The organism is Actinoallomurus sp. CA-150999 (assembly GCF_050942425.1).
Taxonomy (GTDB): domain Bacteria; phylum Actinomycetota; class Actinomycetes; order Streptosporangiales; family Streptosporangiaceae; genus Actinoallomurus.
In genome coordinates this window covers 1,900,492-1,914,626 of sequence record NZ_CP192063.1, presented here as the reverse complement: position 1 = coordinate 1,914,626, position 14,135 = coordinate 1,900,492, and the positions used below count along the sequence as shown (strand labels likewise).

The window sequence follows — 14,135 nt, the reverse complement described above, 5'->3', positions numbered from 1 at the left end:
CCGGCGTCATCGCGCTACGGCGCCGCGGCCGGCGCGCTCGCATTGCTTGAAGCGCAGGGCATCGCATGGGCGCGAGAGTGGCAGCAGAGAGTCGCGGAGTGCGTCGCCGATGCGGGAGTGGCAGCAGAGCGTCGCGGAGTGCGTCGCCGATCAGCGCTCGCGGGCGCCGTACACGCGGAGGATGCTCTGGCGGAGCGCCGCCGCCGTCCGCGCGGTGGTCATGCGGCCGGCGGCGACCTCGCCACCGGCCGCGTGTCCGAGCGCGATGGTCGCGGAGACCAACCAGACCGGGTCGAGGGCACGGTCGAACTCGCCGTTGTCCTGGCCACGCCTGATCAGCCGTTCCAGGCGCTCGACGATCGGGAGATGCAGGCGGTCGGAGTCCTCTTGGTCGATGGCGGTCACCGAGGGGTGCAGGAGCAGCGGGTACCGGTCGAACAGCCGCCAGGTGACGTCCAGCCAGCCCAGCAGCGCCTCGGTGACGGTGCCACCGTCCACGTCGGCGGCGTCGAGGGCGGCGACGGCTTCGCCGGTGATGCGGTCGACGACCGCGGCGACCAGCAGCGGCCGGGACGGGTAGTGGGCGTACACGGTCTGGCGGGTGACACCGGCCGCCGCGGCGACCTGTTCCACCTTCGCGTCCGGATGCCGGCCGAGCACCTGGACGGCGGCGTCGAGTACGGCGGCGGCACTGCGCTCGGCGTCCGAACGCCGCCGGCGGCGCCGCTCACCGGTTTTCTCTGACACGTTGTCTAATCTATCGGATCGGGTTAACGTAGACACCGTGTCAAAGATAAGTCGACGCAGGGAGATCCGATGACACCCCGTACCGATCTGACCGGCTATCTGACCCGCTACCCGCAGGAGGCAGGGCTTGGCGACGAGGACCCGGCGACCGTACTCGACCGCTACCACACGCCGGACTACGAGCTGGTCAACGACGGTGTGCTGCTGGACCGGGAGCGGCTGCTTAACCACATCGGCCCGGCCCGCAAGCGGGCCGCAAGCCTCCGCGTCGAGGTGGAGCAGGCGCTGGTGGACGGCGACCAGGTCGCCGCCCGGTACCGGCTGATCGCGGAGCTGCGAAAGGGCGGCACGATCAGGACGGAGATCTACCTGTTCGGCGAGCTCGCCGCCGACGGCCGACTGCGCCGCGCCGTCCAGGCCACACGGACCATCCCGTCCGAATAGACCAACGCCCTGGGAAGAAAATGGCGTGCGTGCTGCGGAGCGGATATCTACGCTGCCGGGCGTGACCCTCCGCATAGAGCAGCCAGGCGACCGAGAAGCCGTGCGGAACCTTCATCTGCGCGCGTTCGGCGATCACGGGAAGACGGTGGCCGAACTGGTCGACGCGCTCCGGGCGACTGTCGAATCAGAGGAGCCGCTCTCGCTCGTCGCGGAAGACGCAGGCCAAGTCGCCGGGCACGTGATGTTCACCCGCAGCCTGCTCGATGCTCCGCGGCGGCTGGTCGAGGTTCGGGTACTCAGCCCGCTGGCCGTACGGCCCGACCGCCAGGGGCGGGGCATCGGCTCCGCGCTGGTCCGACGCGGCCTGAAGGTCATGGCCGAGCGATCCGTCCCGGTCGTTTTCCTGGAAGGCTCGCCGGACTACTACGCCCGCTTCGGGTTCACCGCCGGCGGCGAGCAGGGTTTCCGCAAGCCGTCCCTGCGCATTCCCGACGCGGCCTTCCAGGCAATCCGGCTTCCGGCCTACGAGCCATGGATGACCGGGACACTGGTCTACGCGGAAACGTTCTGGCGACATGATGCCGTAGGCCTGCGGGATTCCGACGCTTAGCACTCCAGCAATAGATCGTTACCTGGCACCTGCTAGATGGCGGTCGATCCATGCGGTGATGGCCGCCGCGGTGTCTTCTGGAGTTCGCTGCTGGTGTCGACGCGGTCGGCGATGTTGCGGCGTAGCCATTGACCGAATTCGACTTGTTCTTCAATGTCGCGGCTTCGCCAGGGAGGGCGGGCGTTGATGCGGGCGCGCCGCAGCTCATCCGGGCAGTCGAGGACGATGAAATGGATGTCCCCGATCCAGCGGCGGGCGGGAAGCTCCTGGAGGTGCGTGGGGATGAACGGCCCGAGCAGTACGGTGGGCATCCCCGACTGGGCGACGCCGTGAGCAACGGCCAGCCATGCGTCACGGAATGCGGGCCAGTCGATCGGCCGGCTGCCGCTGAGCGCGCCTGCGGCGTCCATGAGCAAGTCGGCGTCGAAGGTGACACAGCGGCCTTGCAGCCTGCGGGCGAGCCCGGCGAGGACGGCGGTTTTACCCGAGCCGGAAGCGCCGGTGACGACGAACAGCGGCCCGGGTGCGGCAACGTCATCCGCGCGGCCGCACTCGGGGCAGACGGCGTGCCCGTTGCGCGGCTCCATGGCGACCGGCGTTTCGCAGGACTGGCAGTAGTGCACCTGCACAGCATGCCGCGCGGGGCTAGAAGGAGCGCGCAATCCGTGTCCGACTTCTCATCGTCAGCAGGACCGTCGCCCGGTCCCGCTACGGGCTGACGCCGCTGTCCACTGACGAGATCGGCACGATCGTCGACGACGGCATCGACATGTGGATGCGCTGCTACCGCGGTACGGCCAACGGCGGGCCCCTTCACGCGCTCGCGCCACCCACCCGGCCCGACGTCACAGTCGACTGCCATACCGCCGGGTTGACGGCATAAGAGGCGGGAATGTGACCTGGTGAGCGCATTGATCGGGGGATCATTGTCATGGCTACGTACATGCTGCTCTGCAAGTGGACGGACCTGGGACGCCGCGAGGTGGCGACGCTGCCCGACCGGGTCACCGAGGTCACCAAGAGTTTCGAGGAGACGGGCGGGAAGGTCCTGGGCGCCTACCTGAGCATGGGGCGGTACGACCAGGTCGTCCTCATCGAGGCACCCGACGATGAGGTCGCCGCCAAGTTCGCCGTCTTCGTCGCCGGGCGTGGCTTCGCCGAGACCGAGACGTTGCGCTGCTTCTCCATGAACGAGATGCGCGGCCTCATCTAGACCAATCGGCGGCGCTCGCGCCTCGCCGCGCGGTCACCCGGCGCGAGCCGCCATGTGCGGCGCGCCGGGCGACGCGTGCGGTTCAGGCGCGCCGGGTGGCGAACGGCCCGCCTGCGCCGAATGCCAGTTTGGCGAAGCGTTCGCCCATGCGGCGGTGCGTGGCGGCGTCCGGGTGGAGCTGGTCGGGTAGCGGCAGCTCGGCGGAGTCCGCCTCTCCGTAGAGTTCGCGGCCGTCGAGGTAGTGCAGGTGAGGGTCGTCGGCCGCACGCTGCTTCACGATGCGGGAGAGCTCCTCGCGGATGACGTTCAGGGTCAGTTTGCCGGCGGCGACCTCCGCGGGGTCGCCGCCGGCCCGCAGCCGCAGCCTTCCCTCGCTGAGGCTGCTGAAGTCCGGGAGGGTGGGGCCGGGGGTGTCCTCGTGGATGGGGCAGAGGACCGGCGAGACCACGAGCAGGGGCGTGGTGGGGTGGCCTTCGCGGATGGTGTCGAGGAAGCCGTGCACGGCCGGGGTGAACGCGCGCAGGCGCATCAGGTCGGTGTTGACCAGGTTGATGCCGAGCTTGACGCTGATCAGGTCCGCGGAGACATCGCGCATGGCGCGGGCGGTGAACGGGTCGAGCAGGGCGCTGCCGCCGAAGCCCAGGTTGATGAGTTCCGCGTCGCCGAGGGAGGCGGCCAGCGCCGGCCAGGTCGTGGTGGGGCTCTCGGCGTCGGAGCCATGGCTGATCGAACTGCCGTGGTGCAGCCACACCCGGCGGCTCCCCTGCGGCAGGGGCTCGACGGGGGCGTCGGTGCGCAGGGCGACCAGCTGGGTGATCTCGTTGTACGGCAGCCAGATCTCGACGTCCTTCAGCCGCTCGGGCAGATCGGTGAACCGGACGGTGCCGACCGGGCCGGGCCGGGTCTCCCCGGACCTGGTGATCATGTCCACCACCATGACGTTGCCGCCGGTCACGCCGGCCCGGCCCGCCAGGCGGCCGTCGACGAGCAGGTCGTACACGCCGTCCGGACGGGGCGGGGCGCCCTCGTAGGCCATCTTGGTGCGGAGCGCGTCCAGCTCGACGACGGTGGCCCGGGTGCGGAACACCACCCGTACGCCGGAGGGCTGGGCCTCCGCCATGGTCAGCTGCCCATCGGCGCCCTGCGCGCGGGCCCGGGCGGGCAGCCGGTGCGGCAGCACGCCGTGCTCGGTGCGCTCCACCTCGAGCGCGCCGCGCAGGAGCTCCGCGGTGACGGGCGTGGTCATCCAGTCCCCGGGCGCGGCGTCGTCCTGATGGTTCACGATTTCCATCCCTCGATCTCTACGGCGGTGGGTCACCAGTCGCCGGGGAGCCGGCCGCCGTACCAGCGCTCGATGAGCTGACGGGCGATCGAGACGCGGCCGGGCAGGCGGATCTCCTCCGACTCCGTCGCGGCCTTCAGCTCCTCGCGGGTGTACCAGCGGGCGCCGCTGATCTCGTCCTCGTCGATGCGGATCTCCTGCCCGGGGTCGGCCGTCGCGAAGAAGCCGATCATCAGGCTGCGCGGCAGCGGCCAGGGCTGGCTGCCGAGGTAGCGGCAGTCGCGTACGACGACGCCGACCTCCTCCTGGACCTCGCGGGCGACCGCCTGCTCCAGCGACTCGCCGGGCTCGACGAACCCGGCGAGGATCGACACGCGGTCCGCCGGCCACCGGGTGCCGCTCGCGAGCAGGATCCGTTCGCCGTCGTGCACCAGCATGATCACGGCGGGGTCCGTACGCGGGAAGTGCTCGGATCCGTCGACCGAGCAGATCCGGGTGTGGCCCGCCGAGGCGAGCCTCGTGAGCGCCCCGCAGCGCGGGCAGTGCGTGTGGGTCGCGTGCCAGTTCTGCAGGGCGACGGCCTGGGTGAGCAGCCCGGCGTCCCGGTCGCTGAGCGCGGCCCCCACGCGACGCAGGTCGGCTGGGTCGGAGCCCTCGATCGCGGGCAGCGGGGCGGACACCGCGAAGTGGGCGACCCCGTCCGCGTCGACCCCGAGCAGGTAGCGCTCGCCCTCCGGGGCCTCCCCCGGGCCGAGGAGGACCAGGGCGGGCCCCGGCCGGACCAGCGCGGTGCCGCGCTCGACGACCAGGACGCGGGTCCGCGGGTCGGCCCACGCGTCGGCCAGCCAGGGATCGTCGCGGCGGCGCTCCCCCACGCGGTCGAGCGTGCTGCGGGAGAGCGCCAGCCAGTCGAGTGCTTTTAGGGGTTCGGTCACTGCGGGGCCCTCTCTCAGAGGCTGATGGCGAACTCGTCCCAGAGGTACGCGGCGGCCTCCGCGCCCTTGAGCAGGAGCGGCATCTCGACCTTCTCGTTGGGCGCGTGGATGCGGTCCTCGTCCAGCCCGACGGCGACGAACACGAGCGGCGATTCCAGGGTGTCGGCGAGGTCGGCCTCCGGGCCGCTGCCGCCCTCGCGGGTGAACAGCACCTCCGTGCCGAACGCCTTCTCCATCGCCCGCTTGGCCGCCAGCACGCCGGGCGAGTCGATCGGCGAGAAGCACGGCCGCACGCCCGGGCCCGGAACGCGGACCTCGCCACGGATGCCCGGCGGGGTGTGCTCGGCGACGTACGCGCGGAACGCCTCGTGCACCTGGCGCGGGTCCTGCCCGGCGACGAGCCGGAAGGACAGCTTGGCGTGCGCCTCGCGGGGCACGATCGTCTTGCCGCCGGGGCCGGTGTGGCCGCCCCACATGCCGTTGATCTCGGCGGTCGGCCGGGCCCAGATGCGCTCCAGGGTGGTGAAGCCCGCCTCGCCGTGCGCGGCGCCGGACCCGCCCGCCGTCGCGAGCCACTCCTGCTCGTCGAAGGGGAGCTTGGCGTACAGCGCCCGCTCCTCCTCGGTGAGCTCCACGATGCCGTCGTAGAAGCCGTCGAGGGTGACGCGCTCCCCCTCGTCGTGCAGGCCGGCGAGCAGCGCCGTCATGGCGTGCAGCGGGTTCGGCACCGCGCCGCCGAAGGAGCCGGAGTGCAGGTCGATCGACGGGCCGTACAGCGAGACCTCCACCTCGCTGAGGCCGCGCATGCCGGTGCACATCGACGGGACGTCCGCGGACCACATCGTGGTGTCGCTGATGACGATCGCGTCGCAGGCCAGGCGGTCCTTCTTCGCCTTCAGCAGGTCGGCGAAGTGCGGGGAGCCGGACTCCTCCTCGCCCTCGATCAGCATCTTGACCGTGACGGGCGGGGCCGTACGGCCGCTCGCCGCGAGGTTCGCCCGCAGCCCGAGCGTGTGGAAGAGAACCTGGCCCTTGTCGTCGGACGCGCCCCGGCCGATCAGCTGCTCGCCCTTCTCCACCGGGGAGAACGGCGCGGTCTCCCACTCCGCGAGGGGCTCGACCGGCTGCACGTCATGGTGCCCGTACACGACGACCGTGGGCGCGTCGGCGTCCTCGGCCGGCCACTCGGCGAACACCGTCGGCAGGCCCCCGGTCTCCCAGACCTCCACGGTCGGGAAGCCGGTGCCGCGCAGGTGCTCGGCCAGCCACTCGGCGGAGCGCCGTACGTCGTCGCGCCGCTCCGGGTCTCCGGAGATCGACGGAATCGCCAGCCACTCCTTCAGCGCGTCGAAGAACCCGCTCGCATTCGCATCGATGTAAGCACGTACGTCCATGAGCAGCTTTCTCGCAGGAAAAAGGTCCTCTGGCACTCTAGTCCGGTGACCGTCTACATCGATCGCCCCCTCTGGCCCGCGCGTGGTCGTCTCTGGTCGCACATGGTCAGCGACGTGTCGTACGACGAGCTGCACGCGTTCGCCGATCGGCTGGGCGTGCCGCGCCGGGCGTTCGACCGGGATCACTACGACGTGCCGGCGGAGGTGTACGACGCGGCGATCGACCTTGGCGCGACGCCGGTCGGCTCCCAGGAGCTGCTCTCACGGCTCATCGCCGCCGGCCTGCGCCGCCGGAAGGTCAGGCGCGGCCCAGCGGCATGAGCTCGGCCTCGATCTTCGTCGAGCCTCCGGCCGGGCCGGTCCGATCGCGAGAAGGAACCCGGTGCTCCGACTCGCCACGCGCCCGCCCGGTCAGCGTCCTTGGAGCCGTCGCAGCCGGTCCGCGGCCCTGGAAAGGCCCGCGTCCGCGGCGCGCCGGTACCACTGGGCGGCCTGGTGAGCGTCGCTGTTCTCCAGCATTCCACCGAGGTTGAGCATCCCCATGGGCTCACCGGCCTCGGCCGAACGGCGGTACCACTCAAGCGCGTCGGCGGCGCGACCGGTGTCGGAGAGGATGTTGCCGAGGTTGTTCATCGCCTGGGGGTTGTCCGCCTCGGCGGCCCTGCGGTACCACTGCTCGGCCTCCGGCAGACGCCCGCCCGCCTCCGTGAGCTGGGCGAGGTTGTACATGGCGCTCGCATCGCCGGCGTCGGCGGCACGGCGGAGCCACCGCTCGGCCTCGGCCGTGCGCCCGCTCTGCAGCAGGAGCGTGCCCAGCACGAGCATGCCCGTCGGATCGCCCTGCTCCGCGGCGGCGCCGAGCCACTTCTCGGCCTCGGGCAGGTCGTTCCTGTCGACCGCGTCGAACGCCACGGCGACCATGGAGGGCGCGTAGCCGCGCTCGGCGGCCTGCCGATGCCACGTCCGCGACTCCTCCTGATCGCCCGCCTTCACCGCGAGAACGGCGAGGTTGTGCATCGCGACCGCGCTGCCCGCGTCGGCGGCGCGGCGGAACGCCTCCGTGGCCTCGGCGGTGCGCCCCTCCGCGAGGAGGCTCGCACCCTGGCGGATCATGGCATCGGCGTCGCCGGACTCGGCCCCATGATGATCTTTCACCGCGGCGGTGTCGAACTGCGGGTTCGCGGTCATGTCGAGGATGGTCCGGATGAGCGGTCCCATCCCCGGCACGCTCGGGACCGCGGCAGCGGCGGAGTCGGTCGCGGCCTCGTCGTGCTTACGGAACAACGGCATGGCCGCCTCCCTTTCCGTCGGAATCGGTCTTCGGGCCGGCGCCGGAGGGTCCGCGCACGGCCAGGTCCCAGTCGAACTCCCACGCCCGGACGGTCCCGTCGGCTCCGGCGGAGAACGCGACGTTCTCGCCGGGGCCCAGCACGACGTCGTTGACGCTCCCGGTGTGCCCGGTGAGCGCGCGGAGGCATCGGCCGCTGGTAACCCCCCACACGCGGATGGTGGAATCGTCCCCGCACGAGACGACGAAGCGGCCGTCGCCGGTCGGCCGGGCCGCCCTCGCGTTGCCGCGGGGGGATTCCAGCACCCGGACGCACTCGCCCGTCGCGATGTCCCAGACGCGGATCGTACGGTCGTCGTACCAGCCGGTCGAGAGCAGGAACCGCCGGTCGGCGCTCGCCTCGAGCGCGTGGATCGCGTGCGTGTGCCCCCGGAACACCCGCGGGCGCCGCCGGTCATCGAGGTCCCACAGCCGGATGGCATTGTCGGAGCCGCTCGTCGCGGCGAGGCGGCCGTCCGGATCGAGCCACAGCGTGGTGGTCATGTCGTGGTCCGCTTCGAGGGTTCTCAGGCACTCGCCGGATTCCATGTCCCACAGCCGGACGGTGTCGTCGCCGCCCCTGACCAGGGCCAGCCGTCCATCCGCCGTGAAGCGTGCCGAACCGGCGCCGAGCGTGAGCCGGAGCGAGGCGAGGCGGTCGCCCGTCGTGACCGACCACACGTCGAGGGAGCCGTCCGGGTTCGCCAGCAGCAGGCGCCGCCCGTCGGGGGTCAGCTCGACCGGTCCCCACGAGTTCGGCAGATCGCCGATGATCAGTTGGCTCTCGCCGGTGCGGGCGTCGAGGACGTGGCTGGTGCGGTCGCCCAGTCTGACCGCCAGCGCCGCCCCGTCGGCCGAGCAGGCGAGGCCGACGACGGTGGCGTCATAGGACGCGACGACCCGCGGCGACCAGCCCGCGCGCAGCGTGGTGCGGACGACGCCGCGTTCGCGTCCCAAGGCCCGCCACGCCGCCAGAACCTCCGGCGTCCGCTCGTGGCCCTGCGTCGCGCGCGCCCGGGTGAGGACGTCGAGGGCCTCGGGCAGGCGCCCGGTGGCCCTGGCCCGTTCGGCCTCGCCGACCATCGCGGTCACCCTGCGCTGGGAATCGGTGAGCTCCGCGTGCCGACGCGGTCGGCTGAGCCGGGGCGGTGCGGCGTAAGGGGCGGGCAGCCGCCACCACCGCGCCGTACCGTCCTCACCCGCCGACAACGCCCGGCCGCCGCCGGGCGGCAGCACGACGGCGGCCACCCTGCCCGAGTGGCCGCGGTGGCTGCGCAGGCACCGGCCGGTCGCGACCTCCCACAGCCGGACCACGCCGTCGCGTCCCCCGGTCAGCAGCAGCCGCGCATCGTCGCTCAGCGCGAGGCTCTCCGCCGAGCAGGCGATGGCGCGGACGCACTCGCCGCTCTCCACGTCCCACACGCGGACCTCCCCGACGTGGGCGGTGGCGGCGGTTCTCCGGTCGGCGGCGAGATGGATCGGGACGTCCAGCTGATCGCTGGCCGGCAGAACCCGCCGGTCGCGGCCGGCGGCCGCCTCCGGCACGCAGGCGATCCCCTCCTGCGTACGGAAGAGCATGAGGCCGCCGTCGGAGCTCACCTCGACCGGTCCCCGCAGGTAGCCCTCGACGACGTGCCGGGCCTGGCCGTCGCCGACCGCCCACACCACGACCGTGCCGTCGCTGGTTCCCGCGGCGACGCTGCCCGCGTCCAGTGCCAGGCGCAGCGACCGTACGACCGTGTCGCCCGAGCGATAGTGCGGTGTGAAGGTCCGAAGGTCGCGGCCGTTCCTCAGATCCCAGAGCCGGACGAGCTGGTCCGAGCCGACGCCGACCGCGTAGCGGCCGTCGGCGCTGATGTCGACGGCATGCGTCGCCCCCGCCGGCTCCAACAGGCATCGGCCGGTCGCGACCTCCCACAGCCGCACCGTCCCGTCGCAGGCCGTCAGCGCCAGCCGCCCGTCGGGGGTGAGACGGATCTCAATGCCGGGCGGCGACCGGCGGACACGCTCACCCCGCCACGACTCCGCCCACTGCTCGTAGACGTACCAGGGGATGCGGCGGATCTCGGGCTCGTCCGACGGAGTTTCGCCGCGTTCGCGATGAACCTCGGTGAGCAGATCCAGCCGGGAGCGGCCCGCGTCGGCGTGGACCGTCTCGAGGTCGGCGACGAGGTCCTCGTCGGTGATGGCGCCGCGCCGCCATCGGAGCAGGCCCAGGTTGTAGATGGCCTCGGGGTGTCGCGGGTCGGCTGCCAACGCCGCCGCGAACGACTCCTCGGCCTCGGCCGGCCGCCCGAGGTCGAGCAGCGACAACGCGCGATTGTTGAGCTCGCCCGCCCGCAGGTCGGCGGGGCGTGGTTCGGGGCGCGGGTGGTCGTGACCGGCGATCCGGCGGTAGAGAGCCCGCAGCTCGGTGGCGACGTCGGCCATGGAACGGGGACGGTCCTCCGGCCGCTGCGCGAGGCAGCGTTCGAGCAGCTCCGCGACGCCCTCACACATCGCCGGCAGTCCTGCCTCGCCCGGTCCTTCGGCCCGGTAGGCGGCGAGCGCCTCACCGGCGACGGACCCCAACATCCAGGTCACTCCGCCGGTGAACATCTCCAGCACCGAGACCGCGAAACTGTAGACGTCGGTCCGCCGGTTCAGCGGCAGCCCTTCCGCTTGCTCCGGCGACGCGTACGCCCTGGTCATCCCGCCGGTCGACACGAGCACGCTGGCATCGGCGCGGGCCGGTCCGTCCCCCGCGCCCGCAGCCGCGGCGCGGTTCGGTCCGTCGCCCACCCCCGCAGCCGCGGTGCGGGCGCGGGCGAGCCCGAAGTCGGTGACCTTCGCGGTCCCGTCATCGTCGATGAGGACGTTGGCCGGCTTCACGTCCTGGTGGACCAGGCCACGGTCGTGTGCGTGCTGCAGCCCCCACGCGGTCTGGATCGCCAGGTCCAGGATCCGGATCTGGGCCCGGCGATCGTCACCGGCGTAGAGGCTGTGATCGTCGATGCGGTCCCGCAGGCTGCCGCCGGGGACGTATTCGGCGAAGACCCGTGGGATGCCGCCGAGCACGCGCACGTAGTGGCAGGAGCACACGTTCGGGTGCAGGCCCAGCGACACCCAGGTCTCGGCCTCCGTGACGAACAGGTTCCGCCCTCCGGGGGTGCGGAACATCTCGGGCCGGGGGCACTTCACCGCCAGGTCCGTGTCCCATCGCAGGTGCCGAACCCGGTAGACCAGGCCCATTCCACCGCTGGAGTGGACGTGCGTCACCTCGTACTGGTCCGCGATGACGTCCCCGACTCGCCAGACCGGCGGAACCTCGCCCATGTCAGGCGGCGCGGAAGTCGTCCAGCGCCGCGAAGTCACGGTCGACCACCGCGGACGCGATGACGCTCCGTACCCATTCCCGCGCCTTCGTCAGCGGGTGGCTCGGAATCAGGGAATCCCACTCGGGCGCGTCGCTGGGCTCGTAGGGGAGTTCCGGGGCGTAGGGATGCGACATCCGGCCGGTGGCGATGCCACGCCGGATCAGCACCGTCGTCTCACGTATGCCGCTGATGTCCCACTCCTCGAACTGCCCCCGCAGGATCACCGTACGAGACGCCTTGGCCAGCACGAACGACGCTCGGAAGAGCCGTCCGGTGGGAGAGGAGGGCAGGGGCTCGGCGACGAGCGAGTACAGGGTTCGTACCCCGTCCAGGGAGACGATGTCCGCCTCCACCAGCCGCGGCGACCGGCTTCCCCGCCCGTCCCCCGTCGCGGCGTGCGCGCGCGCCAGTTCACGGCGGAGCGTATCCAGGTTTTCAAGCCAGACCGGGGTGGGCGGCAGCGCGTCCCGGACGTTCAGCACGACGGCGTCACGCGTTTTCGGGTCGAACCATCGGCCTTCCTCGCGCGACTCGAACCCGGACGTGTCGAAGGTGATGACGGGGGCGGACCCGGCGGGAGCGGCGGGAGCGGCGGGAGCGGACGGGGCAGAACGCTGCTCCAGAGCCTCCCGCGTGCGGGCGAGCTCGGTTCGCGCCTGCTCGTCGCCCGTGTCGGCGGCCTTCTGGAACCACTGCGCTGCCTTAGCCGCGTCCCCTCCCTTCCGCAGAAGGAGCCCGAGGTTGAACATGGCGTCGACGTTCCCTTCGTCGGCCGCCTTGCGATACCAGTGCTCGGCCCTCTCCGCGTCTCCCTGACGTTCCATCGAGCGTCCGTAGCGGTTCATCGCGCGCACGTTCCCGCTCCTGGCCGCCCTGTGGTACAGGCCCTCGGCCTCGTCGGGCCGGCCCAGGTCCGAGAGCGTGCGGGCCAGTCCCCACACCGCGTCCTCGTCGCCACCATCGGCGGCCTTGCGGTACCACTCCTCGGCCTCGGCATGGTCCCCGCGCTGCCCCAAGGTGTAGGCGACGTTGTAGGCGCCGAGGACGTCCCCCGTGGCGGCGGCCTTGCGATACCACTCCTCGGCTCCCGCGGAGTCATCCCGCTTGCCCAGCAGGACGCCGTACCAGTTCATCGCCTCGACGTTCCCCGCCTCGGCTGCCGCGCTGAAAAGCCTCTCCGCCTCGGAGAGATCGCCCTGCTTGTTGCGTTCGATCCCCAGGCGCAGCATCTCCTCAGGTGTCACGAACGCCAACCTAACAGACGAAGATGTCTTTATAGCGACGAGCCGCCGTGGGGGCCGACGAGGACGGATCGATGCCGAAATTCGGCGACGGCATGGTGCCGGCTGGAGTCCGCGAGCGCTCCTGGAACGACGGCCGGGCAAGTGGATCGGCTGTCCGGCCAGGGCCCGCGAGCGACGATGGTCAGGCGCGGCCCAGCAGCATGAGCTCGGTCTCGAGGTTGTGGCGGGCGGCGGCCTCCCAGCGCTCGCGGCCCGGTGCCGTACGGAACAGCGCGGGCGCGTCGAGCAGGGCGCGCAGCACGTCGGCGCGGCCCTGCCGGAACGCCTCGTCCGGGATGGCGGCGTACTCCTCGCGCACGGCCGCGGCGTACGCGGCGTAACGCTCCGGGTCGGCGGCCAGGATCGCCAGGTCGGCGTCGTTGAGGACGGCGCCGTTGCGGTCCCCGGGCTCGGGGTCGTGCGCCGCGGTCATCCGGACCAGCCGGGCGACCTCCGCCACCGTCTCGGCCGGCAGGTCGGTGTCGGCGAGCATGCGCTCGGCGAGGACGGCGCTGCGCTCCTCGTTGTCGGCGTGCAGCGGCTGGTAGACCGCGTCGTGGAACCACGCCGCGAGGCGTACGACGTCGGCGTCGCCGGCCTCGCCGGCCAGCTCGTCGATCCGGTCGAGGACCTCGGCGAGGTGCTCGGCGGTGTGGTAGCGGCGGTGCGGCTCCTCGTAGCGGCGGATCAGGTCCGCGCCGAGGACCTCGGGGCCGGGCCACCGGGTGAGCAGACTCATCACACCGCCCTCGCGGTCCAGCGTCCGCCGGACCTGTCGATGGTGATGGGGTGGTCGAAGCACGCGCTGATCCGGTCGGTGGTCAGCACGTCGTCGGCGGGCCCGGAGGCCAGCACCCGCCCCTGCCGCAAGAGGATCGCGTGGGTGGTGCTGGCGGGCAGCTCCTCGAGGTGGTGCGTGACGAGGACGCTGGTCAGCGACGGCTGCGCGCGCCGCAGCTGGTCGATGGAGGTCAGGAGCTGCTCCCGGGCGGCGACGTCGAGGCCGGTGGCCGGTTCGTCGAGGAGGAGCAGGCTCGGCCGGGGAATGAGGGCCCGGGCGATCAGGGTGCGCCCGCGTTCGCCGTGCGAGAGCGTCGGCCAGCGGGCGTCGCGACGGGCGGTCAGGCCGAGCAGGTCGATCAGCTCGTCCGCACGGTCGAACTGCTCCGGCGTGGGCTTCCAGTGCGGCACGAGCTCGATGGAACCGGTCGCGCCGGTCAGGACGACCTCGTGGACCGTACGGGCGGACCGGAGCGGGTGGTGCGGGTTGACGTGGCCGATCCAGGCGCGCAGCTCGCGGACGTCGATCCGGCCGAGCCGGTGGCCGAGGATCTCCACCTGCCCGCTCGTCGGATGCTGGTAGGCGCCGACGAGGCTGAGCAGCGTGGACTTCCCCGCGCCGTTGGCGCCGAGGAGGGCCCAGTGCTCGCCCTCGTGGACGGTGAGCGACACGTCGTCGAGCAGCGCCCGGTGATCCCGGACGAAGCGCACGTCTTCCACACGCAGCACAGGAGTCATCGAGAGCGAGCGTACGGCACCCCCGA

14 protein-coding genes are annotated in these 14,135 nt (G+C 72.1%); 4 read left to right on the top strand and 10 right to left on the bottom strand.

Features of this window, described 5'->3' with window-relative positions; translation table 11 throughout:
• Nucleotides 1-150: 150 nt before the first annotated feature.
• Nucleotides 151-747 carry a TetR/AcrR family transcriptional regulator gene (locus ACQP2O_RS09075; protein WP_433181722.1) on the bottom strand — a complete coding sequence of 199 codons (597 nt, stop codon included), beginning with the start codon at nucleotides 745-747 and terminating at the stop codon, nucleotides 151-153.
• Nucleotides 748-816: 69 nt separating this feature from the next.
• Between ACQP2O_RS09075 and ACQP2O_RS09070 the strand changes: the two genes are divergently transcribed.
• Complete coding sequence (locus ACQP2O_RS09070) at nucleotides 817-1,191, top strand: nuclear transport factor 2 family protein (RefSeq protein WP_433181720.1); 375 nt, start codon at nucleotides 817-819, stop codon at nucleotides 1,189-1,191.
• A gap of 25 nt (nucleotides 1,192-1,216) precedes the next feature.
• On the top strand, nucleotides 1,217-1,801 hold the full coding sequence (locus ACQP2O_RS09065) for a GNAT family N-acetyltransferase (RefSeq protein WP_433181718.1): 585 nt from the start codon (nucleotides 1,217-1,219) through the stop codon (nucleotides 1,799-1,801).
• Between the two features lie 32 nt (nucleotides 1,802-1,833).
• Here ACQP2O_RS09065 and ACQP2O_RS09060 read toward each other — a convergent pair whose 3' ends face one another.
• Nucleotides 1,834-2,424, bottom strand: a complete 591-nt coding sequence (locus ACQP2O_RS09060; protein WP_433181716.1) for an AAA family ATPase — start codon at nucleotides 2,422-2,424, stop codon at nucleotides 1,834-1,836.
• Between the two features lie 308 nt (nucleotides 2,425-2,732).
• Here ACQP2O_RS09060 and ACQP2O_RS09055 point away from each other — a divergent pair, with 308 nt between their 5' ends.
• Nucleotides 2,733-3,014 (top strand): GYD domain-containing protein, encoded by a 282-nt coding sequence (locus ACQP2O_RS09055; RefSeq protein ID WP_360900284.1) that lies wholly within the window; start codon nucleotides 2,733-2,735, stop codon nucleotides 3,012-3,014.
• 82 nt (nucleotides 3,015-3,096) lie between these two features.
• On the opposite strand, the gene ACQP2O_RS09050 is transcribed toward ACQP2O_RS09055, so the two are convergent.
• The 3 genes from ACQP2O_RS09050 to ACQP2O_RS09040 form a co-directional block, all read right to left on the bottom strand.
• On the bottom strand, nucleotides 3,097-4,260 hold the full coding sequence (locus tag ACQP2O_RS09050) for a GDSL-type esterase/lipase family protein (RefSeq protein WP_433190970.1): 1,164 nt from the start codon (nucleotides 4,258-4,260) through the stop codon (nucleotides 3,097-3,099).
• A gap of 68 nt (nucleotides 4,261-4,328) precedes the next feature.
• Nucleotides 4,329-5,231, bottom strand: coding sequence for an NAD(+) diphosphatase (nudC, locus tag ACQP2O_RS09045; protein WP_433181714.1), 903 nt, complete (start codon nucleotides 5,229-5,231; stop codon nucleotides 4,329-4,331).
• Between the two features lie 14 nt (nucleotides 5,232-5,245).
• A complete protein-coding gene (locus tag ACQP2O_RS09040; protein WP_433181712.1) occupies nucleotides 5,246-6,625 on the bottom strand; it encodes a dipeptidase in 1,380 nt (459 codons plus the stop codon).
• A 45-nt stretch (nucleotides 6,626-6,670) separates the two neighbouring features.
• On the opposite strand from ACQP2O_RS09040, the gene ACQP2O_RS09035 reads away from it, so the two are divergent.
• Nucleotides 6,671-6,946 carry a DUF4031 domain-containing protein gene (locus ACQP2O_RS09035; protein WP_433181710.1) on the top strand — a complete coding sequence of 92 codons (276 nt, stop codon included), beginning with the start codon at nucleotides 6,671-6,673 and terminating at the stop codon, nucleotides 6,944-6,946.
• Nucleotides 6,947-7,036: 90 nt separating this feature from the next.
• Here the strand turns inward: ACQP2O_RS09035 and ACQP2O_RS09030 are convergent, their stop codons facing one another.
• The 5 genes from ACQP2O_RS09030 to ACQP2O_RS09010 all read right to left on the bottom strand — a co-directional run bounded on the left by ACQP2O_RS09030 (nucleotide 7,037) and on the right by ACQP2O_RS09010 (nucleotide 14,109).
• On the bottom strand, nucleotides 7,037-7,915 hold the full coding sequence (locus ACQP2O_RS09030) for a tetratricopeptide repeat protein (RefSeq protein WP_433181708.1): 879 nt from the start codon (nucleotides 7,913-7,915) through the stop codon (nucleotides 7,037-7,039).
• Nucleotides 7,899-11,267 carry a WD40 repeat domain-containing serine/threonine protein kinase gene (locus tag ACQP2O_RS09025; RefSeq protein ID WP_433181707.1) on the bottom strand — a complete coding sequence of 1,123 codons (3,369 nt, stop codon included), beginning with the start codon at nucleotides 11,265-11,267 and terminating at the stop codon, nucleotides 7,899-7,901. Before ACQP2O_RS09025 ends, ACQP2O_RS09030 begins: the two co-directional genes overlap by 17 nt.
• Nucleotide 11,268: 1 nt before the next feature.
• Nucleotides 11,269-12,552 carry a tetratricopeptide repeat protein gene (locus tag ACQP2O_RS09020; protein ID WP_433181705.1) on the bottom strand — a complete coding sequence of 428 codons (1,284 nt, stop codon included), beginning with the start codon at nucleotides 12,550-12,552 and terminating at the stop codon, nucleotides 11,269-11,271.
• Between the two features lie 181 nt (nucleotides 12,553-12,733).
• A complete protein-coding gene (locus ACQP2O_RS09015) occupies nucleotides 12,734-13,330 on the bottom strand; it encodes an HD domain-containing protein (RefSeq protein ID WP_433181703.1) in 597 nt (198 codons plus the stop codon).
• Nucleotides 13,330-14,109, bottom strand: coding sequence for an ABC transporter ATP-binding protein (locus ACQP2O_RS09010; protein ID WP_433181701.1), 780 nt, complete (start codon nucleotides 14,107-14,109; stop codon nucleotides 13,330-13,332). The genes ACQP2O_RS09015 and ACQP2O_RS09010 overlap by 1 nt, the downstream gene beginning before the upstream one ends.
• Nucleotides 14,110-14,135 lie beyond the last annotated feature (26 nt).